This window comes from Streptomyces sp. JW3, from assembly GCF_052216785.1.
Classification (GTDB): Bacteria; Actinomycetota; Actinomycetes; order Streptomycetales; family Streptomycetaceae; genus Streptomyces.
Genome location: NZ_JBQOUX010000029.1, coordinates 37,671 through 59,835, shown reverse-complemented (window position 1 = coordinate 59,835; position 22,165 = coordinate 37,671). Strand labels below are relative to the sequence as shown.

Here is a 22,165-nt window from a genome sequence, read left to right as displayed (position 1 = left end):
GGTCCGGCCGGAGTTACAGGGCGATCCCTTCGGGGATCGCCTTCTTCACGGCCGGGGCCAGGTCGATCAGCACGCTGGAACTGTCCCGGCCCGCGGGGACGGTGACCTCGACGTACGCCTCCCGGTTGGCGGTGGTGAACCGGTACGCGCCGTCGTCCTGCTTCTCCATCAGCCAGTCGACGCCGTTGACGCCGCCGGCCACCGCGTCCGGATCGCCGCCCTCGGCCACCTTCGGGTCGATCATCTTCGGCGGCCGTGCGACACCGCAGCGCAGTATGATCAGCGGGTTTCCCCAGCCCGCCGTCAGCTTCGAGGCGGGCTCGGGATCCTCGCGGCTCAGGCCGTCCACCTTCGACGGCACGGCCTCGTCCAGGTCCGCGCAGAGCGCGGCCACCTTCGCGTCCGGGCTGGGCACCGCCGCCGAGGGGCCGCCGTCCGTCGCGGAGCAGCCCGCGACGGCGGTCAGCAGGACGAGCAGGGGCGGGCCGAGCAGCCGGTGACGGAAGGAGTTCACCGGCACAGGGTAGACGGGGCCTACAGATGGACGACCGGGCAGGTCAGGGTGCGGGTGATGCCGTCCACTTGCTGGACTTTGGCGACCACCATGCGACCCAGGTCGTCGACGGTGTCGGCCTCGGCGCGCACGATCACGTCGTACGGTCCAGTCACGTCCTCGGCCTGGATCACCCCCGGCAGTCTGCCGATCGCCTGGGCGACGGCCGACGCCTTGCCGACCTCCGTCTGGATCAGGATGTACGCCTGTACCACGGAACCTCCAGGGCGGCCACGAGGATCATGTGGGGAAAAGGAACGCCACGGTATCGCGTGGGCCCGCGCCGCGGGGAGACCCGCGGGGCAGGGGTCTCGCGCGCCGGGACACCCGGACGCCGACCCCGCCACTCGGGCCCGGTGCCCGACCCTGGTACACACAGACGAAGCGCGACCGGGCACGGACCGGGACGGAAGGGGAGTAGGGCCATGAAGGGCACTGTTGGTGAGCTCGGGGAGTTCGGGCTCATCAGGGAGCTCACCTCCCGTCTCACCACCACCCCGGCGGTCCGGATCGGCCCCGGCGACGACGCCGCCGTGGTCGCCGCACCCGACCGGCGGGTGGTGGCCACCACCGACATCCTCGTGGAGGGCCGGCACTTCCGCCGCGACTGGTCCACCGCCTACGACGTCGGCCGCAAGGCCGCCGCCCAGAACCTGGCGGACATCGCGGCGATGGGCGCCGTGCCGACCGCGCTGCTGCTCGGCCTGGTGGTCCCCGCCGAACTGCCGGTGACCTGGCCGACCGAGCTGATGGACGGGCTGCGCGACGAGTGCCAGGTGGCCGGCGCGGCGGTGGTCGGCGGCGACGTGGTGCGCGGCGACACCATCACGGTGTCCATCACCGCCCTCGGCGACCTGCGCGGCCAGGAACCGGTGACCCGGGCCGGCGCCCGCCCCGGCGACCTGGTCGCGGTGACCGGCTGGCTCGGCTGGTCCGCCGCCGGGTTCGCCGTACTGTCCCGGGGGTTCCGCTCGCCGCGCGCGTTCGTCGAGGCGCACCGGCGCCCGGAGCCGCCGTACCACGCCGGGCCGGCCGCCGCCGGGCTCGGCGCGAGCGCGATGTGCGACGTCAGCGACGGGCTGATCGCCGACCTCGGGCACATCGCGGAGGCCAGCAAGGTCCGGATCGACATCCGCTCCGGGCAGATCGACATCCCGTCCCAGATGAACGACATCGGCCAGGCCGTCGGCGTCGACCCGCTCCAGTGGGTGCTGACCGGGGGAGAGGACCACGCGATCGTGGCGACCTTCGGGCCGGACGTGAAGCTGCCCGCCCGCTGGAAGGTCATCGGCGAGGTGCTGCACCCCTCGGCGCTGCCGCAGGTGACGGTCGACGGGGCGCCCTGGACCAGTACCGGCGGGTGGGACCACTTCGGCGGGGAGATCGAGGGATGAGCGCGCTGCCGAACGTCCTCACGGTGGCCGGGTCCGACTCCGGCGGCGGCGCCGGCGTCCAGGCCGACCTGAAGACGATGCTGGCGCTCGGCACCCACGGGATGAGCGTGATCACCGCGGTGACCGCGCAGAACTCGCTGGGGGTGCAGGGCGCCTGGGAACTGCCCGCCGAGGCGGTCCGGGCGCAGTACCGCAGTGTCGTCGACGACATCGGCGTCCAGGCGGTCAAGACCGGCATGCTGGCCTCGGCGGAACTGGTCGAGACGGTCGCCGAGCTGATCGCCGGGACCGACGCGCCCGCCGTGATCGACCCGGTCGGCGTCTCCAAGCATGGCGATCCGCTGCTGGCCGCGTCCGCCCTGGACTCGGTACGCACCAAGCTGCTGCCGGTCGCGACCGTCGCCACCCCGAACCTGGACGAGGTGGCGCAGCTCACCGGCGTCCGGGTGGAGTCGGCGGACGGGATGCGCCGGGCGGCGGCGGCCCTGCTGGAGTTCGGGCCGCGCTGGGCGCTGATCAAGGGCGGTCATCTGCCGGGCGAGGCCGTGGACCTGCTCACCGACGGTGCCGAGGAGCACTGGCTGCGGGCGGCGCGGCACGACAACCGGCACACCCACGGCACGGGCTGCACCCTGGCCTCGGCGATCGCCGCGCACCTGGCGCACGGCCGGCCGGTGCCCCAGGCGGTGGCGGCGGCCAAGGAGTACGTCACCGGGGCGATCGCGGCCGGGTTCGCGCTGGGCGGGGGGATCGGGCCGGTGGATCATGGGTGGGCGCTTCGACGTCAGTGAGGCCGAGTGGGCACAGCAAGAAGCCGGCCCACCCTGAGATGGACCGGCTTCCTGCTGCGAACCGACAGTGGCCGCGCGCTGTTGCTGAGCGTCAGCGCGAGACCTTGCCGGCCTTGATGCACGAGGTGCAAGCGTTCACGCGCTTCGGCGTCCCGCCCACCACGGTACGCACACGCTGGATGTTGGGGTTCCAGCGGCGGGACGTACGGCGGTGCGAGTGCGAGATGTTGTTGCCGAAGCCCGGCCCCTTGCCGCAGACGTCGCAGTTGGCAGCCACGGGTCACTCCAAAGACTTCAGATGCACTTACGGTTGATCCCGGCATGCCGGGATCAAGGTCTCGGAGCTCTTGCGAGCGGCCGTGATCTGAGTGGCGGTGCCAGGGGGAATGGCCCGATCGGGATCGGGCAACCGGAGCAGCATACAACGACTGCGTCCGTACAACGAAACTACCACGGCAGCTCACGGCCCTGTCCCCGGCCCTGTTCCCGGCCCTGTCCCCGGCCCTGCTCAGGCCCTGTTCCGGCGGGTACCGCCCCGGGGTCTACGCTGCGTGCCACGTCCAGCAGCTCAGGGAGGCGCAGGTGCCGCAGGAGTTCTTCGACGCGGTGGCGGTGCGCACCTGGTGCGGCCTGGCGCTCGGCGCGCTGGGGCGGGCCCGCGAGGAGATCGACGCGATCAACGTGTACCCGGTCGCCGACGGGGACACCGGCACCAACCTGTATCTGACGGTGGAGTCGGCGGCGGCGGCGGTGGAGGCGGTGTTCTCGGCGCATGAGGCGGGCGGCGCCGGTGCCGGACCCTCGCTCGCCGAGGCGGTACGGGCGATGGCGCACGGCGCGCTGATCGGCGCCCGGGGCAACTCCGGGACGATTTTGGCGCAGCTGCTGCGCGGCATGGCCCAGGTGCTCGCCGAGCAGGGAGAGGGCGTGCCCGTCGAGGGACTCGGGCTGCGGCGCGCGCTGCGCCGCGCGGCCGACTCCGCGCGGCAGGCCGTCGCCCACCCGGTCGAGGGCACCGTGCTGACCGTCGCCGCGGCCGCCGCCGACGCGGCGCACCGCGCGGAGGGCGGTTGCGCCGCCGTCGCCCGCGCGGCGCACGAGGGCGCCCGGACGGCGCTGGCCGCGACCCCGGGACAACTGCCCGCCCTGAAGCGCGCCGGAGTGGTGGACGCGGGCGGGCACGGCCTGGTGACGGTCCTCGCGGCGCTGGTGGAGACGCTCACGGGGGAGGTGCCGTCGGCGGCACCGGGGTCGTACACACGTGTGGGGGGCACGGCGGGCGAGGAGGTGTGCCCGCCGGACGCGGGCGGACCCGCCTTCGAGGTGATCTATCTCCTGGAGGCCGACGACACGGCCGTCGCCCGGCTGCGGCAGCGGCTGGACGCCCTCGGGGACTCCCTGGTGGTGGTCGGCGGCGACGGCCTGTGGAACGTCCATGTGCACGTCGACGACGCGGGGGCCGCCGTGGAGGCGGGCGTCGAGGCGGGCCGGCCGTACCGGATCCGGATCACCCACTTCGGGCAGGGCGACGCGCACACCGGCGGAGCCGGCCGGCCGGCCCGGGAGCGGGTCCAGCGGGCCGTGGTGGCGGTGGTGCCCGGCGAGGGGCTGGCCGGGCTCTGTGCCCAGGCCGGCGCGACGGCCGTGCTGGCCCGCCCCGGGGAGCCGCCCGCCAGCGCGGAACTGGCCGAGGCGGTGCGCCGCGCGCACGCGCACGAGGTGGTGCTGCTGCCGAACGACGCCGAACTGCGGCACACCGCCGCCGCGGCCGCCGACCAGGCCCGGGCGGCGGGCGTGCGGGTCGCCCTCATCCCGACCCGCTCCGCGGTCCAGGGCCTCGCCGCGCTCGCCGTGCACGAACCCGGACGGCGCTTCGACGAGGACGTCGTGGCGATGACCTCGGCGGCCGGCGCCACCCGGTACGCCGAGGTCGCCGTCGCCGAACGCCAGTCCTGGACCACGGCCGGCATCTGCCAGGCCGGCGACGTCCTCGGCCTGGTCGACGGCGACGTGGCGGTGATCGGCTCCGACGTCACCGCCACCGCGACGACCGTGCTGGACCGGATGCTCGCGGCCGGCGGCGAACTGGTCACCCTGGTCCTCGGCGACGACGCCCCCGAGGACGTCGCCGAGCACCTGGCGGCCCGGGTCAGGGAGGCGTACCTCGCCGTGGACACCGTGGTCTACCGGGGCGGCCGGCAGGGCGCGCTGCTGCTGATCGGCGTCGAGTAGCGGGGTTCCGCCGGGCCGCGCGCGGCCATTGTCAGTGCCGTGGTGTGCAATGGATCTCGTGCCCGGACTGCGAGAACCCCTGCATCAGCCGCTGAAGTCGGTGCTCGGCCCCGCCACCGCGAAGGTGATGGCCGAGCACCTCGGCCTGCACACGGTCGGCGACCTGCTCCACCACTACCCGCGCAGATACGAGGAGCGCGGGCAGCTCACCCACCTCGCCGACCTGCCGATGGACGAGCACGTCACGGTGGTCGCCCAGGTCGCCGACGCCCGGCTGCACACCTTCGCCTCGGCCAAGGCCCCGCGCGGCAAGGGACAGCGCCTGGAGGTGACCATCACCGACGGCAGCGGCCGGCTCACCCTGGTCTTCTTCGGCCACGGCGTCCACAAACCCCACAAGGACCTGCTGCCGGGCACCCGCGCGATGTTCGCCGGCAAGGTCTCCGTCTTCAACCGACGGCTGCAACTGGCCCATCCGGCCTACGAGTTGCTGCGCGGCGACGCCGAGGAGACGGTGGAGAGCTGGGCCGGCGCCCTCATCCCGCTCTACCCCGCCACCGCCAAGCTGGAGTCCTGGAAGCTGGCCAAGGCGATCCAGACGGTGCTGCCCGCCGCCGAGGAGGCCGTCGACCCGCTCCCCGCGTCCCTGCGCGAGGGACGCGGACTGCTCTCCCTCCCCGAGGCCCTGCGCAAGATCCACCGCCCGCACACCCAGGCCGACATCGCCGCCGCCCGCGCCCGGCTGAAGTGGGACGAGGCGTTCGTCCTCCAGGTCGCCCTGGCCCGCCGCCGGCACGCCGAGACCCAGCTGCCCGCGGTCCCGCGCCGGCCCCGGCCCGACGGCCTGCTGACCGCCTTCGACGACCGTCTCCCCTTCACCCTCACCGAGGGCCAGCAAAAGGTCTCCCGCGAGATCTTCGACGACCTGGCCACCGAGCACCCGATGCACCGGCTGCTGCAGGGCGAGGTCGGCTCGGGCAAGACGATGGTCGCCCTGCGCGCCATGCTCGCCGTGGTCGACGCCGGCGGCCAGGCCGCGATGCTCGCGCCCACCGAGGTGCTCGCCCAGCAGCACCACCGGTCGGTCACGGAGATGATGGGCGAACTGGCCGAGGGCGGCATGCTCGGCGGCTCCGAGCACGCCACCAAAGTGGTGCTGCTCACCGGCTCGATGGGCACCGCCGCCCGCCGCCAGGCCATGCTCGACCTGGCCACCGGCGAGGCCGGCATCGTCATCGGCACCCACGCGCTGATCGAGGACAAGGTCCAGTTCCACGACCTCGGCCTGGTCGTCGTCGACGAACAGCACCGGTTCGGCGTCGAGCAGCGCGACGCCCTGCGCGGCAAGGGAAAGCAGCCCCCGCACCTGCTCGTCATGACCGCCACGCCCATCCCGCGCACGGTCGCCATGACCGTCTTCGGCGACCTGGAGACCTCCGTCCTGGACCAACTCCCGGCCGGCCGCTCCCCGATCGCCAGCCATGTCGTCCCGGCCGCCGACAAACCGCACTTCCTGGCCCGCGCCTGGGAGCGGGTGCGCGAGGAGGTGGAGAACGGCCACCAGGCGTACGTGGTCTGCCCCCGCATCGGCGACGAGGACGAGACACCGAAGAAGAAGGGCAGACCGGCCGAGGGCGAGGGCGACAAACGGCCCCCGCTCGCCGTCCTGGACGTCGCCGACCAGCTCGCCAAGGGCCCGCTGAGCGGCCTCGGGGTCGAGGTCCTGCACGGCCGGATGCAGCCCGACGGCAAGGACGCCGTGATGCGCCGCTACGCCGCCGGCGAGACCGACGTCCTGGTCGCCACCACTGTCATCGAGGTCGGCGTCAACGTCCCCAACGCCACCGCCATGGTGATCATGGACGCGGACCGCTTCGGCGTCTCCCAGCTGCACCAGCTGCGCGGCCGGGTCGGCCGCGGCTCGGCCCCCGGTCTGTGCCTGCTGGTCTCCGAGATGCCGGAGGCCAGTGCGGCCCGTCAGCGGCTCAACGCCGTGGCCGCCACCCTGGACGGCTTCGAGCTCTCCCGCATCGACCTCGAACAGCGCCGCGAGGGCGACGTCCTGGGCCAGGCCCAGTCCGGCGCCCGCACCTCCCTCAAGGTCCTCGCCGTCATCGAGGACGAGGAGATCATCGCGGAGGCGAGAGCGGAGGCGACGGCGGTGGTGGCAGCGGACCCGGAGCTGACCGGGTTGCCCGGCCTACGAACGGCTTTGGACGCCCTCTTGGACGAGGAACGGGAACAGTACTTGGAAAAGGGGTGAGGGAAGTTACCCAGGGGCGCGAGGAACTGCGCGACCAGCCACACTGAAACCTGAAGCCGCCCACCACCAAGGACCCAAGATGACCCGCGTAATCGCCGGCGAAGCCGGCGGACGACGCCTCGCGGTGCCGCCAGGCAACGGCACCCGCCCCACCTCCGACCGCGCCCGCGAGGGCCTCCTCTCCACCTGGCAGTCCCTCCTCGGCGGCCCCCTGGACGGCGAACGCGTCCTCGACCTGTACGCCGGCTCCGGCGCCGTCGGCCTGGAAGCCCTCTCCCGGGGCGCCGGCCACGTCCTCCTCGTGGAGGCCGACGCGCGCGCCGCCCGCACCGTCCGGGAGAACGTGCGGACCCTCCGGCTGCCCGGCGCCGAGGTCCGCGCGGGCAAGGCCCAGCAGATCATCCAGACCCCGCCGGACGACCCGTACGACCTGGTCTTCCTGGACCCGCCGTACGCCGTCACCGACGACGATCTTCGGGAGATCCTGCTCACACTCCGCACTCAGGGCTGGCTCGCGGACGATGCCCTCGTCACCGTGGAGCGCAGCACCAGAGGCGGGGAGTTCCGGTGGCCGGAGGGTTTCGACGCGCTCCGGGCCCGTCGCTACGGCGAGGGAACGTTTTGGTACGGTCGCGCCGCCTCTACGTGCGAAGACGCACGATGACCGGACTCGAGAGCGAGGGATCTCAAGTGCGCCGCGCCGTCTGTCCCGGGTCGTTCGACCCGATCACCAATGGCCATCTGGACATCATCTCCCGTGCCTCCAGGCTGTACGACGAGGTCTACGTCGCGGTGATGATCAACCAGTCGAAGAAGGGCCTGTTCGCCGTCGAGGAGCGCATCGACCTCATCGGCCGGGTCACCGCCGAGTACGGCAACGTCCGCGTCGAGTCCTTCCACGGCCTCCTCGTCGACTTCTGCAAGGAGCGCGAGATCCCGGCCATCGTCAAGGGCCTGCGCGCGGTCAGCGACTTCGACTACGAACTGCAGATGGCCCAGATGAACAACGGCCTCTCGGGCGTGGAGACCCTCTTCATGCCCACCAACCCGACCTACAGCTTCCTGTCCTCCTCGCTGGTCAAGGAGGTCGCCACCTGGGGCGGCGACGTCTCCCACCTGGTGCCCCCGATGGTCCACGACGCGCTCACCGAGCGGCTGCGCAAGGACTGAGCGCCGGGCGGTGTCCGGCGCCCGCCCCGGAGCCGTACAGTCGTCCCGTCCGTCTCCAACACAGCTGTAGAGAGTGGCGAGCACACGGTGGACGTGCAGAAGAAGCTGGACGAGATCGTCTCGACGGTCTCCGGCGCCCGGTCCATGCCCATGTCGGCCTCCTGCGTGGTCAACCGCGCGGACCTGCTCTCCCTGCTGGAAGAGGTGCGGGCCGCGTTGCCCGGCTCCCTCGCCCAGGCCCAGGAGCTGATCGGCGACCGCGAGCAGATGGTGGAGCAGGCCCGCCAGGAGGCGACGCGGATCATCGAGACCGCGCACGCCGAGCGCGGCTCGCTGATCTCCGACATGGAGGTCGTGCGCCGCTCCCAGGCCGAGGCCGACCGCATCCTCACCGAGGCCCGCCGGGAGGCCGAGGAGATCCGCGCCGAGGCCGACGACTACGTCGACTCCAAGCTCGCCAACTTCGAGGTCGTCCTCACCAAGACGCTCGGCTCGGTCGGCCGCGGCCGCGAGAAACTGCTCGGCACCGGCCCCGGCATCGACGAGAACGGCTACGAGGACGAGGACGCCCCCGAGCGCAGCCACGACCCCGAGACCCTGCGCCGCGACGCCGACGCCTACGTCGACGTCAAGCTGGGCGCCTTCGAGGCGGTGCTGGCCAAGACCCTGGAGGCGGTCGGCCGCGGCCGGCAGAAGCTGCACGGCCGGATCGCCTCCGACGACCTCGGCGCCCTCGCCGACGACACCACCACCCGGCAGCACTCCAGCGACGCCGACTACCTCGCCGACCTGGCCGCCCTCGCCGACAGTGACGCCGCCGCCGAGCAGTCCCGGCAGCGGGACTACACCGAGCAGCAGCAGCAGCAGCAACAACAGCAGCAGCCGCAGCCGGCGGTGGCCCAGGCGGCACCGGCCGACCAGACCGCGTACGGCTACGCCCAGCAGCAGCCCGACCCGTACGGCGGCTACCCGCAGCAGACCTACGCCGGCCAGCGGGACGCGTACGGCTACCAGCAGGCCGACCCCTACGCCTACCAGGGCTACGACGCCCAGCAGCAGGGGTACGAGGGGCAGCAGCCCGCCTACGACCCCCAGCAGCTGGCATACGACCCGCAGCAGCAGGCCCAGGGCCTCGACGAGACCAGCCTCTTCGACACCAGCATGATCAGCGCGGAGCAGCTGAAGGCCTACGAACAGGGCCGGGGACTGTAGTTTCCACCGGCTCCGGCACCGGATTGGGCCGTGCGGGAAAGCTCCAGTATCCTGGCTCTTCGGTCGTGTGTAACCGCACGATCAGCGCTGCCCGCAGTACGAAGTACGACGCTCGAAGACCGAAAGTTGGAATGGCCCTGAACGCCCACCTCGACCACCGCAACCCCCTCGTGTTCGACACACACGAGCTGGGCCGGCGGCCCGGTGCGCAACAGCGCCTGACCCGCACGGTCGACGCTCCCCAGGACCTCGGTATCAAGGGAGTCATCGGAGTGCCGGAAGGCGCCCCGGTGGAGCTGGCGCTCCGGCTGGAGTCGGTCATGGAAGGGGTGCTCGTCACAGGCACCGCCCGTGCCGCGGCCGAGGGGGAGTGCGTAAGGTGTCTGGAGCCGGTCGAGCTCGAGCTCGAAGCGGACTTCCAGGAGATGTTCTCGTACCCTGACGCCGACGACCGGGGCCGTGTGAAAGCGGAACCGGCCGACGACGCCGAGGAAGACGAGGACCAGCTCTTTCTCGAGGACGGCCTGTTCGACCTCGAACCCGTGCTGCGCGATGCGGTGGTGCTCGCACTGCCGATGCAGCCGGTGTGCCGGGAGGACTGTCCGGGACTGTGCGTCGAGTGCGGCGTACGCCTGGCGGACGACCCGGACCACCACCATGACGCCGTCGACATCCGTTGGGCGGCACTGCAGGGACTCGCCGGTTCACTCGGAGACGGCGAGAAGGACGAGATGAGCGGCGCCGAAGCAGGCGCCGACGAGAAGCAGGAGAAGTAGCCGTGGCTGTTCCGAAGCGGAAGATGTCGCGCAGCAACACGCGCCACCGCCGGTCGCAGTGGAAGGCTGCGGTCCCCACCCTGGTTGCGTGCGAGCGCTGCCACGAGCCCAAGCAGCAGCACATCGCGTGCCCGTCGTGCGGCACTTACAACAAGCGCCAGGTCCTCGAGGTCTGAGCGGCTGGTGAGAGGCACTGTGTCCACGCCGAAGAAAAACGCTGCGGAGCACCAGGCCTCGTCCCACACGCTTCTGGAAGGGCGGCTCGGGTATCAGCTCGAGTCCGCCCTTCTGGTGCGCGCGCTGACCCACCGTTCCTACGCGTACGAGAACGGCGGTCTGCCGACGAACGAGCGGCTGGAGTTCCTCGGGGACTCCGTGCTCGGTCTCGTCGTCACCGACACGCTGTACCGCATCCACCCCGACCTGCCCGAAGGCCAGCTGGCCAAGTTGCGGGCCGCGGTGGTCAACTCGCGTGCGCTGGCGGAGGTCGGTCGCGGGCTGGAACTGGGCTCCTTCATCCGGCTCGGCCGCGGTGAAGAGGGCACGGGCGGCCGGGACAAGGCATCCATCCTCGCCGACACCCTCGAAGCGGTGATCGGCGCCGTCTATCTCGACCAGGGCCTGGACGCGGCGGCGGAGCTGGTGCACCGCCTGTTCGATCCCCTGATCGAAAAGTCCTCCAATCTCGGTGCCGGCCTGGACTGGAAGACCAGTCTCCAGGAGCTGACCGCGACCGAAGGGCTCGGTGTCCCCGAGTACCTGGTCACGGAGACCGGCCCCGACCACGAGAAGACCTTCACTGCTGCCGCCCGCGTCGGAGGCGTCTCGTACGGCACCGGCACCGGCCGCAGCAAGAAGGAAGCGGAGCAGCAGGCCGCGGAATCCGCGTGGCGGTCCATCCGGGCCGCGGCGGACGAGCGCGCCGAGGCGGCCGAGGCCGCCGCGGAGACCGCCGACATACCGTCGGCCTCCGCCTGATCCGCTTCATCCCGCTCTTCGCAGAGAGGCGCTCCGAGCGCCCGCCCCTGCCCGGGGCGGGCGCTCGTCGTCGTCACACCGTCCCGCAGTGGGGGAACGCATGCCCGAGTTGCCCGAAGTAGAGGTCGTCCGGCGCGGTCTGGAGCGGTGGGTCGCCCACCGGAGCGTCGCCGACGCCGAGGTCCTGCACCCCCGCGCGGTACGCCGGCACCCGGCCGGTGCCGACGACTTCGCCCAGCGGCTCAAGGACCACCGGATCGGGGTGCCGAGCAGGCGCGGCAAGTACCTGTGGCTGCCGTTGGCGGACAGCGGGCAGGCGGTCCTCGCCCACCTCGGGATGAGCGGCCAGCTGCTGGTCCAGCCGCACGAGGCGCCGGTCGAGAAGCATCTGCGGGTCCGGGTCCGCTTCGCCGACGCCCTCGGCACCGAGCTGCGCTTCGTCGACCAGCGCACCTTCGGCGGGCTGTCGCTGCACGACACCTCGCCCGACGGGCTGCCCGACGTCATCGCGCACATCGCCCGCGACCCGCTCGACCCGCTCTTCGACGACGAGGCGTTCCACCAGGCCCTGCGCCGCAAGCGCACCACCATCAAACGGGCCCTGCTCGACCAGTCCCTGATCAGCGGCGTCGGCAACATCTACGCGGACGAGGCGCTGTGGCGCGCCCGCCTGCACTACGAGCGCCCCACCGCCACCCTCACCCGTCCGCGCACCCAGGAACTCCTCGGCCATGTACGGGACGTGCTGAACGCGGCCCTCTCGGTCGGCGGCACCAGCTTCGACAGCCTGTACGTCAACGTCAACGGGGAGTCGGGCTACTTCGACCGGTCGCTGGACGCGTACGGCCGCGAGGGACTGCCCTGCGGCCGCTGTGCCACGCCGATGCGCCGCCGGCCGTGGATGAACCGGTCCAGCTACTTCTGCCCGAAGTGCCAGCGCCCGCCGCGCGTCACGCCCTAGCCGGCTGCCCGGTGCCGGTCCGCTCGGCGTCGTAGCGCTCGCGGGCCGCCAGCACCTCGTCCATGCTGCCTTCGAGGTACTCGATGAGGGCGAGCAGCCGCCGGGCCGTCTCCCGGCCGAGCGGGGTCAGTTCGTAGTCGACCCGGGGCGGGTTGGTCGGCTGGGCCTCGCGGTGCACCAGGCCATCGCGCTCCAGCGCGTGCAGCGTCTGGGAGAGCATCTTCTCGCTGACGCCGTCCACCCGGCGGCGCAGTTCGTTGAAGCGGAACGAGTGCTCGTACAGGGCGCCGAGCGTGAGCGCGCCCCAGCGTCCGGTGACATGCTCCAGCGTGCCTCGCGAGGGGCAGTCCCGGGAGAACACGTCGTACGGAAGGTCCCGCTCTTCCGTGCACTCCTGCGTGGTCGACATGTCTCCAGCGTACGTGAGCACAGCGCGGTCCCGCAGGCCGCGCGGAGCGGTGGAAAGCCCGCGCGGGGTGCGGTCCCCAGCAGTTTCTAGTAGCCGAAGTCCTGGGTCCACCAGGGGCCGCCGGAGCCGAAGTGCACGCCGACGCCCAGGGTCTTGAAGTCGCAGTTCAGGATGTTGGCCCGGTGGCCCTCGCTGTTCATCCAGGCGTCCATCACCGCCGCCGCGTCCGCCTGGCCGCGGGCTATGTTCTCGCCGCCGAGGTTGGTTATCCCGGCCGCCTCGGCCCGGTCCCAGGGGGTCGCGCCGCTGGGGTCGGTGTGGTCGAAGAAGTCCTGCGCGGCCATGGCCGCGCTGAAGTCCTCGGCCAGTGAGGTCAGCGCGCTGTTGGCGGCGACGGGGGTGCAGCCCACCTTGGCCCGCTCCTCGTTGACGAGCGTGAGCACCTGGGCCTCGGCGGCGGCCGCCTCGGAGACCGCGACGGACCCGCCGGCCGGCTCCTTCGTCTGCGCCGGCTCCTCGGTGGCCGTGCGCGACGGGGTGGGCTCGGTCTTCTCGCTGGGGGTGGCCGCCGGCTTCTTCTTCTCCTGCTTGCCCGGCGTCTTCGACGGCGCGGAGGAGGAGGGTGACGCGGACGGCTTCTTCGACGCCGACGCGGACGCGGAGGGCGAGGCCGAACCGTCGTCGGCGGACTCGTCGGCGCCGCCGTCGACGGCGCCCGAGGTGCCGCCCTGCGCGCTGGGCGTGCCGGACGGCGAGTCCGCCGCCTGCACGTTGTCGCCGCCGCCCGGGCCCCCGCCGATCCGCAGGCCGTCCAGGCCGGGCACCGCGCCCGTGGCCACCGCGACCGCGCCGAGGGCGACGGCGGCCGAGGCCCCCAGCAGGCCGGTACGGACCGGCACGGAGGCCGTCTTCTTGCGGCGGCGGGACCCGGACCGCCGGGGAGCGGCCACGGGAGGGCCGGCCGGGGTGTCCGTGCCGCCCGTCCCGCCCGTCCCGTACAGGTACGCCTCGCTCCTCGCCTGCGCCTCCGCGTACGCCTCGGGGTTCAGATAGGGCGCGGTCCCGGTGACGGGACCGCTGGCGGGGCCGGCGGCGGAGCGTCGGTGGCGTCCCATGTACTGGCCTTCCTCGTCCTCGCGGTGCGAACTCGTCTCTTGATCAACAAGGCAACGCTTGATCAACACGAAACCCACACGATCGAGTGAGTTTCGTATGAGATTCGTTGGACCGGGACGGTACCGCATGGCGCCAGGGGAGGAAGTGCCCGCAGGGACATCGGCCCGTTAGGTTGCCCCCATGAACGAGGATGTACGGCTGGTCGCCTGGGTGCGCGGACATGTGCAGGGCGTGGGATTCCGCTGGTTCACCCGGGCGCGGGCACTGGAGCTGGGCGAGCTGAGTGGTTTTGCTCTCAATCTGGGCGACGGGCGGGTGCAGGTGGTCGCGGAGGGGCCCAAGGAGCGGTGCGCGGCACTCCTCGACTGGCTGCACGGCGACGACACGCCCGGCCGCGTGGACGGTGTCACCGAGATCTGGGACACACCCCGCGGCGGCTACGACGGCTTCGCCATCCGCTGACCCGGGGTCGCCGGCGGCCCGGCGAAGGGCCGCCCGGCCCGCCGGCCGGACGCCGCCCGGAACGGAAACGAGCAGGTGGTTGCCGAGAATCGCTTGCCATAACGGGTCCCGCACGGCAGGATCGGCGCCACGCCCCGAGGGGCCCGCAGGAGTCGCAGCGCCGCCGTTTCCCGGCCGCGCGCCCCGGGCCGTGCGCCAATACGGGGCGTGATCGTGTTGACCGTCAAACATTTTGGTGAGACTCTGAAAGCCCCGCGCACCTTAGCTGTTTGGCATGGTTGAACGGCAGCAAAAACTCCAAAGTGCCAAGCACCGCGGGTGCGAATCCCTCACGACCCACACCGCATCGGTCGGTCACTCATTGTGGAGGACCATCCATCATGGCAAAGGCGCTTCTCGGTTACGTCGGCGGCTCCGACCCTCGACTCCTCGCCGAGATGCGACGGCTCCAGCAGCGCGTCCAGGACCTGGAATCCGAGCTCGGACGAATCCAGGCGGAGAACGACGCGCTCGCGGCTGCCGCTTCTCACGACAGGATCATGGAGAGCGTTGACGCACACCAGGCGGAGCCTGCGCTGACCTGATCACTGCATCGCTCCACGCACAGCCCACGCACAGCACCACCGCAGTGGAGCAGCACCAGCAGTGGTCGGGCCGCCTGTACAGCCGCTCGGTTGCTCAGAGTTGCAAGGGACGCTTCGGCGTCCCTTCTTTCTTGCCTCCCCCGCGGACCCCTCAGCTTCTTTAACGTCTGATGTGCCCTGCACGTTCAACGGCGAAACCGCAGGGGTCCAAGCGTTCATGGAGTGAGACCGCACCGGGAGGTAAAGTCCGGCGGCGTGCACCTGAAGGCCCTGACCCTGCGCGGGTTCAAGTCGTTCGCCTCGGCGACCACGCTCCGGTTCGAGCCGGGCATCACCTGCGTCGTCGGACCGAACGGCTCGGGCAAGTCCAACGTCGTGGACGCGCTCAGCTGGGTCATGGGCGAGCAGGGCGCCAAGTCGCTGCGCGGCGGCAAAATGGAGGACGTCATCTTCGCCGGCACCACCGGCCGCCCGCCGCTGGGCCGCGCCGAGGTGTCGCTGACCATCGACAACTCCGACGGCGCGCTGCCCATCGAGTACGCCGAGGTCACCATCACGCGGATCATGTTCCGCAACGGCGGCAGCGAGTACCAGATCAACGGCGACACCTGCCGCCTCCTCGACATCCAGGAACTGCTCTCCGACTCCGGCATCGGCCGCGAGATGCACGTCATCGTCGGCCAGGGCCAGCTCGACTCCGTGCTGCACGCCGACCCGATGGGCCGCCGCGCCTTCATCGAGGAGGCGGCCGGCGTCCTCAAGCACCGCAAGCGCAAGGAGAAGGCGCTGCGCAAGCTGGAGGCGATGAAGGCCAACCTGGCCCGCGTCCAGGACCTCACCGACGAGCTGCGCCGCCAGCTCAAGCCGCTGGGCCGGCAGGCGGCGGTGGCGCGCCGGGCCGCCGTCATCCAGGCCGATCTGCGCGACGCCCGCCTCCGTCTGCTCGCCGACGACCTGGTGCGGCTGCGCGAGGCGCTGGCCGTCGAGATCGCCGACGAGGCCGCCCTGAAGGAACGCAAGGAGGCCGCCGAACGGGACCTCGGCAAGGCCCTGCGGCGCGAGGCGGACCTGGAGGACGAGGTGCGCCGGCTCACCCCGCGGCTCCAGCGCGCCCAGCAGACCTGGTACGAGCTGTCCCAGCTGGCCGAACGGGTGCGCGGCACGATCTCGCTGGCCGAGGCCCGGGTGAAGAGCGCCACCGCCGCGCCCGAGGAGGAGCGCCGCGGCCGGGACCCCGAGGACCTGGAGCGCGAGGCCGCCCGGGTCCGCGAGCAGGAGGCCGAACTGGAAGCCGCCCTGGAAGCGGCCCAGCGCGCACTGGAGGACACGGCCGCGCACCGCGCGGAGCTGGAACGCGAGCTGGCCGAAGAGGAACGCCGCCTCAAGGACGCCGCCCGCGCCATCGCCGACCGCCGTGAGGGGCTGGCCCGGCTCAGCGGCCAGGCCGGCGCCGCCCGCTCCCGGGCCGCCGCCGCGCAGTCGGAGACCGAGCGCCTGGCCGCCGCCCGCGACGAGTCCCAGGACCGCGCCGTCGCCGCCCAGGAGGAGTACGAGGCGCTGAAGGCCGAGGTCGACGGCCTCGACGCCGACGACCACGAACTCGCCGAGCGGCACGAGGCGGCCAAGCGACAGCTCGCCGCCGCCGAGACCGCCCTGACCACCGCCCGCGAGGCGGCCACCGCGGCCGAGCGGGCCCGGGCCGCCACCCGGGCCCGGCACGACGCCCTCGCCCTGGGCCTGCGCCGCAAGGACGGCACCGGCGCGCTGCTCGCCGCCCGGGACCGGCTGGCCGGACTGCTCGGCCCGGCCGCCGAACTGCTGACCATCACCCCGGGCCACGAGGTGCCGCTCGCCGCCGCGCTCGGCGCCGCCGCCGACGCCCTCGCCGTGACCTCCCCGTCCGCCGCCGCCGACGCCATCCGCCTGCTGCGCAAACAGGACGCCGGCCGGGCCGCGCTGCTGATCGACGGCGCCGGTGACGACGTACCGCTCGCACCGCGCGGGGACGGGCCGCCGTACGCCGCCGATCTGGTGCGCGGGCCGGCCGGACTGCTGCCCGCGGTGCGGCGGCTGCTGCGCGGGATGGTCGTCGTGGAGAGCCTGGAGGACGCCGAGGAACTGGTCTACGCGCGGCCGGAGCTGACCGCCGTCACCGCCGACGGCGACCTGCTCGGCGCGCACCTCGCGCACGGCGGTTCGGCCGGCGCGCCCAGCCTCATCGAAGTACAGGCGTCCGTCGACGAGGCCGCCGCCGAGCTGACGGAGCTGGACACGCGGTGCGCGGAGCTGGCGAGCGCCCAGCAGGCCGCCGGGGAGCGGCGCCGGGAGTGCGCGGCACTGGTGGAGCGGCTGGGGGAGCGGCGCCGGGCCGCCGACCGGGAGAAGTCGGCCGTCGCCCAGCAGCTCGGGCGGCTCGCCGGGCAGGCCCGGGGCGCGGCCGGCGAGGCCGAGCGGGCCGCCGCCGCGGCCGGCCGGGCGCAGGAGGCGCTGGACAAGGCGCTGCTGGACGCCGAGGAACTGGCCGAGCGGCTGGCCGTCGCCGAAGAGATGCCGGTCGACGAGGAGCCCGACACCGCCCGGCGGGACCGGCTGGCCGCCGACGGGGCCAACGCCCGGCAGACCGAGATGGAGGCCCGCCTCCAGGCCCGTACCCACGAGGAACGGGTCAAGGGACTGGCCGGACGGGCCGACTCGCTGGACCGGGCCGCCCGGGTGGAACGTGAGGCACGCGCGCGTGCCGAGCAGCGGCGGGCCCGGCTGCGCCACGAGGCGTCGGTCGCCGGGGCGGTCGCCGCCGGCGCCCGGCAGCTACTGGCGCACGTCGAGGTCTCCGTGACCCGCGCGGCGGCGGAGCGCACCGCCGCCGAGGCCGCCAAGGCACTGCGGGAACAGGAGCTGGCCGCCGCCCGCACCGCGGGACGTGATCTCAAGGCCGAGCTCGACAAACTCACGGATTCAGTTCACCGGGGTGAGGTACTCGGCGCCGAGAAACGGCTGCGGATCGAGCAGCTGGAGACCAAGGCGCTGGAGGAACTCGGTGTGGAACCGACAGCACTGGTGGACGAGTACGGGCCGCACCAGACGGTGCCGCCCTCGCCCCCCGCCCAGGGCGAGGAGCTGCCCGACGACCCGGACCACCCGCGCAACCGGCCCCGGCCGTTCCAGCGGGCCGAGCAGGAGAAGCGGCTGAAGGCGGCCGAGCGGGCCTACCAGCAGCTCGGCAAGGTCAATCCGCTGGCCCTTGAGGAGTTCGCGGCGCTGGAGGAGCGGCACCAGTTCCTCAGCGAGCAACTGGAAGACCTGAAGAAGACCCGGGCCGATCTGCTCCAGGTCGTCCGAGAGGTCGACGAGCGCGTCGAGCAGGTCTTCACCGAGGCGTTCCGGGACACCGCCCGCGAGTTCGAGGGCGTGTTCGGCCGGCTGTTCCCCGGCGGGGAGGGGCGGCTGCTGCTGACCGATCCCGACCACATGCTCACCACGGGCGTGGACGTCGAGGCCCGGCCGCCGGGCAAGAAGGTCAAGCGGCTGTCGCTGCTGTCCGGCGGGGAGCGGTCGCTGACCGCCGTCGCGCTACTGGTGTCGATCTTCAAGGCGCGGCCGAGCCCGTTCTATGTGATGGACGAGGTCGAGGCGGCGCTGGACGACACCAACCTGCAACGGCTGATCCGGATCATGCAGGAGCTCCAGGAGGCGTCCCAGCTGATCGTGATCACGCACCAGAAGCGGACGATGGAGGTCGCGGACGCGTTGTACGGCGTGTCCATGCAGGGCGATGGCGTGTCGAAGGTCATCAGCCAGCGGCTGCGGTGACTTCATTTCTTGAATGCAGGAGAAGGCGCGTAGGGGTGGCGTGGAGGTATATCTAGTCATCGACGTCTTGTACGTCACACTTCTGTCTCTTTGACTTCGAAACTTGAAGGCATAGTCTCTGCAACGTTGCTTTTACCTTCAGGAACCTTGAGATGGTCCTAGAAGGGTGAACCACCCCGGCGGCGTTGCCGGTGGCCCGAGGAGTACACGTGACCAGCACTGCTGAGGCACCCAAGTCAGGAGCCAGAACGGCTCACCCCGATCATCTCGGGCACGTCATCTTCATCGCGGCGGCGGCCGCGATGGGCGGCTTCCTGTTCGGCTACGACAGTTCCGTGATCAACGGCGCCGTCGAGGCGATCCGGGACCGCTACGACGTCGGTTCCGCGCTGCTGGCCCAGGTCATCGCGATCGCGCTGATCGGGTGCGCGATCGGCGCCGCGACCGCCGGCCGGATCGCCGACCGGATCGGCCGGATCCGCTGCATGCAGATCGCCGCGGTGCTGTTCACCATCAGCGCGGTCGGCTCGGCGCTGCCGTTCGCGCTGTGGGACCTGGCCATGTGGCGGGTCATCGGCGGCTTCGCCATCGGCATGGCCTCGGTGATCGGGCCGGCCTACATCGCCGAGGTCTCCCCGCCCGCCTACCGCGGCCGGCTCGGCTCCTTCCAGCAGGCCGCGATCGTCGTCGGCATCGCGGTCTCCCAGCTGGTCAACTGGGGTCTGCTGAACGCCGCCGGCGGCGACCAGCGCGGCAAGCTGATGGGCCTGGAAGCCTGGCAGGTCATGCTCGGCGTCATGGTCGTCCCGGCCGTCCTCTACGGCCTGCTGTCCTTCGCCATCCCCGAGTCCCCCCGCTTCCTGATCTCGGTCGGCAAGCGCGACAAGGCCCGCAGGATCCTCGAAGAGGTCGAGGGCCGCAACGTCGACTTCGACGCCCGCATCAACGAGATCGAAACCGCGATGCACCGCGAGGAGAAGGCCAGCTTCAAGGAGCTGCTCGGCGGCAGCTTCTTCTTCAAGCCGATCGTCTGGATCGGCATCGGTCTCTCCGTCTTCCAGCAGTTCGTCGGCATCAACGTCGCGTTCTACTACTCCTCGACGCTGTGGCAGTCGGTCGGCGTCGACCCCACCGACTCGTTCTTCTACTCGTTCACCACGTCGATCATCAACATCATCGGCACCGTGATCGCGATGATCTTCGTGGACCGGATCGGCCGCAAGCCGCTCGCCATCATCGGCTCGGTCGGCATGGTGGTCGGCCTGGCCCTGGAGGCGTGGGCGTTCTCCGCCCACCTGGTCGACGGCAAGCTGCCGGCCACGCAGGGCTGGGTCGCGCTGATCGCCGCCCACGTCTTCGTCCTCTTCTTCGCCCTGTCCTGGGGCGTCATCGTCTGGGTCATGCTCGGCGAGATGTTCCCCAACCGGCTGCGCGCCGCGGCTCTGGGCGTCGCCGCCTGTGCGCAGTGGATCGCCAACTGGGCCATCACCGCGAGCTTCCCGTCGCTGGCCGACTGGAACCTCTCCGGCACGTACGTGATCTACACGGTCTTCGCCGCGCTCTCCATCCCGTTCGTCCTGAAGTTCGTCAAGGAGACGAAGGGCAAGGCGCTGGAGGAGATGGGCTGAGCCTCGCACCGAGGCCCCTGAACTCGAGGAGCCGGGCCAAGTCCCCGCTGCCCGCTCCTCGATACCCCCACAGACGTACCGCCCCGGTCCGCCGCGTCGCCCGAAGACGCGCGCACCGGGGCGGTACGTCGTTCCTGGCGGGGTCCGCGCCCCGCTCCGCCGGGACGGTCTTTGCCGGCTTCGGCAGTACCGCGTGCGGCAGGCCGGACAGCACGATCGTCGCCACCCAGCCGAGGCCGTACTCGCCGACGACGTTGTCGCCGGCCGGCGGGCCGGTGAACCAGTCGGACGTGGTGAACAGCAGGCCCGCCGCCGGACCCACCGCCCAGGCGGTCACCGCGGCGGGGGAGAAGCCGCCCCGGTACCAGTACGCGCTGGTGCGCCCCGTGTCGGCCAGGGCCGCGCCGTCGTACTCCCGCCCGGTGCAGCATGTCCGCGCCGAAGACGCCCACCCAGGACGGGAAGGCCACCGCCGGCAGCGACAGGAACGCGCTCGTGCGGGGGTCCGGCGCCAAGACAGGTGTGCCGCCGGACCGTGCCCGGCGGGCCCCATGACTGATACTGGAGCCGTTATGGACATCGTCATCCTTGCTGTAGTCATCGCCGTGGTCGTGATCGGCGCGATCGGCGGGCTGGTCGTCGGCAGCCGCCGCCAGAAGCAGCTGCCGAAGCCGCCGCCCGCCGCCCCCGACATCACCGCCCCTCCGGCCGAACCGCACGTCGGCGACGAGGCCGAGACATCGCGCGACGAAACGCGCCGGACGATAGAGGAGGTCGACCTCCCGGACGGGGGCGGCGCCACCATCGCCGAGCCGCCCGTCGTCGAAGAGCTCGAAGTACCTCAGCTGGAGGTGCCCGAGCCCACCGCCGGCCGGCTGGTCCGGCTCCGCTCCCGCCTCTCCCGTTCGCAGAGCACGCTCGGCAAGGGCCTGCTCACGCTGCTCTCCCGGGAGCACCTCGACGACGACACCTGGGAGGAGATCGAGGACACCCTCCTCACCGCCGACGTCGGCGTGCAGCCCACCCAGGAACTGGTCGAGCGGCTGCGCGAGCGGGTCCGCGTGCTGGGCACCCGCACCCCCGAGGAACTGCGCGGCCTGCTGCGCGACGAGCTGATCACGCTGGTCGGCCCCGAGATGGACCGTGCGGTCAAGACCGAGCCGCCCGCCGGCAAGCCCGGCATCGTCATGGTCGTCGGCGTCAACGGCACCGGCAAGACCACCACCACCGGCAAGCTGGCCCGGGTCCTGGTCGCCGACGGCCGCAGCGTGGTGCTGGGCGCCGCCGACACCTTCCGCGCCGCCGCCGCCGACCAGCTCCAGACCTGGGGCGAGCGGGTCGGCGCCCACACCGTGCGCGGCCCCGAGGGCGGCGACCCGGCCTCGGTCGCCTTCGACGCGGTCAAGGAGGGCAAGGAGACCGGCTCCGACGTCGTCCTCATCGACACCGCCGGCCGGCTGCACACCAAGACCGGCCTGATGGACGAGCTGGGCAAGGTCAAGCGGGTGGTGGAGAAGCACGCCCCGCTGGACGAGGTGCTGCTCGTGCTCGACGCCACCACCGGACAGAACGGCCTCATCCAGGCCCGGGTCTTCGCCGAGGTCGTGGACATCACCGGCATCGTCCTCACCAAGCTGGACGGCACCGCCAAGGGCGGCATCGTCGTCGCCGTCCAGCGCGAGCTGGGCGTACCGGTCAAGCTGATCGGTCTGGGCGAGGGCGCCGACGACCTGGCGCCGTTCGAGCCCGAGGCGTTCGTGGACGCGCTCATCGGTGACTGAACGGTTATCGGTGACTGAACGGTTCCTCACCACCCGCGCGGAAGC

General features: G+C 72.1%; 21 protein-coding genes and 1 pseudogene. 16 read left to right on the top strand and 6 right to left on the bottom strand.

Translation table 11 applies throughout. From position 1 onward, the window contains the following. Nucleotides 1-13 precede the first annotated feature (13 nt). Nucleotides 14-514 carry a DUF3515 domain-containing protein gene (locus ACTT8P_RS14775; RefSeq protein ID WP_442832078.1) on the bottom strand — a complete coding sequence of 167 codons (501 nt, stop codon included), beginning with the start codon at nt 512-514 and terminating at the stop codon, nt 14-16. Between the two features lie 20 nt (nt 515-534). After that, a complete protein-coding gene (locus ACTT8P_RS14770) occupies nt 535-768 on the bottom strand; it encodes an Lrp/AsnC family transcriptional regulator (RefSeq protein WP_442832077.1) in 234 nt (77 codons plus the stop codon). 210 nt (nt 769-978) lie between these two features. On the opposite strand from ACTT8P_RS14770, the gene ACTT8P_RS14765 reads away from it, so the two are divergent. Beyond that, a complete protein-coding gene (locus ACTT8P_RS14765; RefSeq protein WP_442832076.1) occupies nt 979-1,947 on the top strand; it encodes a thiamine-phosphate kinase in 969 nt (322 codons plus the stop codon). Beyond that, nucleotides 1,944-2,738 (top strand): bifunctional hydroxymethylpyrimidine kinase/phosphomethylpyrimidine kinase, encoded by a 795-nt coding sequence (gene thiD, locus ACTT8P_RS14760; protein WP_442832075.1) that lies wholly within the window; start codon nt 1,944-1,946, stop codon nt 2,736-2,738. The genes ACTT8P_RS14765 and thiD overlap by 4 nt, the downstream gene beginning before the upstream one ends. Before the next feature lie 91 nt (nt 2,739-2,829). On the opposite strand, the gene rpmB is transcribed toward thiD, so the two are convergent. Next, a complete protein-coding gene (rpmB, locus tag ACTT8P_RS14755) occupies nt 2,830-3,015 on the bottom strand; it encodes a 50S ribosomal protein L28 (protein WP_003993230.1) in 186 nt (61 codons plus the stop codon). A gap of 305 nt (nt 3,016-3,320) precedes the next feature. Between rpmB and ACTT8P_RS14750 the strand changes: the two genes are divergently transcribed. The 9 genes from ACTT8P_RS14750 to mutM all read left to right on the top strand — a co-directional run bounded on the left by ACTT8P_RS14750 (nt 3,321) and on the right by mutM (nt 12,330). Beyond that, nucleotides 3,321-4,970 carry a DAK2 domain-containing protein gene (locus ACTT8P_RS14750; protein ID WP_442832074.1) on the top strand — a complete coding sequence of 550 codons (1,650 nt, stop codon included), beginning with the start codon at nt 3,321-3,323 and terminating at the stop codon, nt 4,968-4,970. A 49-nt stretch (nt 4,971-5,019) separates the two neighbouring features. After that, complete coding sequence (gene recG, locus ACTT8P_RS14745; protein ID WP_442832073.1) at nt 5,020-7,233, top strand: ATP-dependent DNA helicase RecG; 2,214 nt, start codon at nt 5,020-5,022, stop codon at nt 7,231-7,233. A 43-nt stretch (nt 7,234-7,276) separates the two neighbouring features. After that, complete coding sequence (gene rsmD / locus ACTT8P_RS14740; protein WP_442832098.1) at nt 7,277-7,897, top strand: 16S rRNA (guanine(966)-N(2))-methyltransferase RsmD; 621 nt, start codon at nt 7,277-7,279, stop codon at nt 7,895-7,897. Nucleotides 7,898-7,923: 26 nt separating this feature from the next. Further along, nucleotides 7,924-8,403 (top strand): pantetheine-phosphate adenylyltransferase, encoded by a 480-nt coding sequence (coaD, locus tag ACTT8P_RS14735; protein WP_442832097.1) that lies wholly within the window; start codon nt 7,924-7,926, stop codon nt 8,401-8,403. An 87-nt stretch (nt 8,404-8,490) separates the two neighbouring features. Next, a complete protein-coding gene (locus ACTT8P_RS14730; RefSeq protein WP_442832072.1) occupies nt 8,491-9,615 on the top strand; it encodes a cell division initiation protein in 1,125 nt (374 codons plus the stop codon). 131 nt (nt 9,616-9,746) lie between these two features. After that, on the top strand, nt 9,747-10,391 hold the full coding sequence (locus ACTT8P_RS14725; protein ID WP_442832071.1) for a YceD family protein: 645 nt from the start codon (nt 9,747-9,749) through the stop codon (nt 10,389-10,391). A 2-nt stretch (nt 10,392-10,393) separates the two neighbouring features. Then, a complete protein-coding gene (gene rpmF / locus ACTT8P_RS14720) occupies nt 10,394-10,567 on the top strand; it encodes a 50S ribosomal protein L32 (RefSeq protein WP_003951102.1) in 174 nt (57 codons plus the stop codon). Between the two features lie 7 nt (nt 10,568-10,574). After that, nucleotides 10,575-11,369, top strand: a complete 795-nt coding sequence (gene rnc, locus ACTT8P_RS14715; RefSeq protein ID WP_442832070.1) for a ribonuclease III — start codon at nt 10,575-10,577, stop codon at nt 11,367-11,369. A gap of 100 nt (nt 11,370-11,469) precedes the next feature. Further along, nucleotides 11,470-12,330 (top strand): bifunctional DNA-formamidopyrimidine glycosylase/DNA-(apurinic or apyrimidinic site) lyase, encoded by an 861-nt coding sequence (mutM, locus tag ACTT8P_RS14710; protein WP_442832069.1) that lies wholly within the window; start codon nt 11,470-11,472, stop codon nt 12,328-12,330. Here the strand turns inward: mutM and ACTT8P_RS14705 are convergent. Then, nucleotides 12,320-12,739: a winged helix-turn-helix transcriptional regulator gene (locus tag ACTT8P_RS14705; protein ID WP_442832068.1), complete on the bottom strand. Its 420-nt coding sequence runs from the start codon at nt 12,737-12,739 to the stop codon at nt 12,320-12,322. The two genes, mutM and ACTT8P_RS14705, sit on opposite strands and share 11 nt — an antisense overlap. An 86-nt stretch (nt 12,740-12,825) precedes the next feature. Then, entirely contained in the window at nt 12,826-13,854 is a 1,029-nt protein-coding gene (locus tag ACTT8P_RS14700; protein WP_442832067.1) for a CAP domain-containing protein, read from the bottom strand. A 181-nt stretch (nt 13,855-14,035) separates the two neighbouring features. On the opposite strand from ACTT8P_RS14700, the gene ACTT8P_RS14695 reads away from it, so the two are divergent. From ACTT8P_RS14695 to ACTT8P_RS14680, 4 genes are all read left to right on the top strand, one after another. Next, nucleotides 14,036-14,317 (top strand): acylphosphatase, encoded by a 282-nt coding sequence (locus tag ACTT8P_RS14695; RefSeq protein ID WP_442832066.1) that lies wholly within the window; start codon nt 14,036-14,038, stop codon nt 14,315-14,317. 380 nt (nt 14,318-14,697) lie between these two features. Further along, nucleotides 14,698-14,901, top strand: a complete 204-nt coding sequence (locus ACTT8P_RS14690; protein ID WP_228898360.1) for a hypothetical protein — start codon at nt 14,698-14,700, stop codon at nt 14,899-14,901. A gap of 255 nt (nt 14,902-15,156) precedes the next feature. Continuing rightward, nucleotides 15,157-18,711 carry a chromosome segregation protein SMC gene (gene smc / locus ACTT8P_RS14685; RefSeq protein ID WP_442832065.1) on the top strand — a complete coding sequence of 1,185 codons (3,555 nt, stop codon included), beginning with the start codon at nt 15,157-15,159 and terminating at the stop codon, nt 18,709-18,711. 209 nt (nt 18,712-18,920) lie between these two features. After that, a complete protein-coding gene (locus ACTT8P_RS14680; RefSeq protein ID WP_442832064.1) occupies nt 18,921-20,339 on the top strand; it encodes a sugar porter family MFS transporter in 1,419 nt (472 codons plus the stop codon). Nucleotides 20,340-20,475: 136 nt separating this feature from the next. On the opposite strand, the pseudogene ACTT8P_RS14675 reads toward ACTT8P_RS14680, so the two are convergent. Continuing rightward, nucleotides 20,476-20,830, bottom strand: a pseudogene (locus tag ACTT8P_RS14675) (cytosine permease); the annotation flags it as partial. Nucleotides 20,831-20,911: 81 nt separating this feature from the next. Between ACTT8P_RS14675 and ftsY the strand changes: the two are divergent. After that, nucleotides 20,912-22,120: a signal recognition particle-docking protein FtsY gene (ftsY, locus tag ACTT8P_RS14670; RefSeq protein ID WP_442832063.1), complete on the top strand. Its 1,209-nt coding sequence runs from the start codon at nt 20,912-20,914 to the stop codon at nt 22,118-22,120. Nucleotides 22,121-22,165 lie beyond the last annotated feature (45 nt).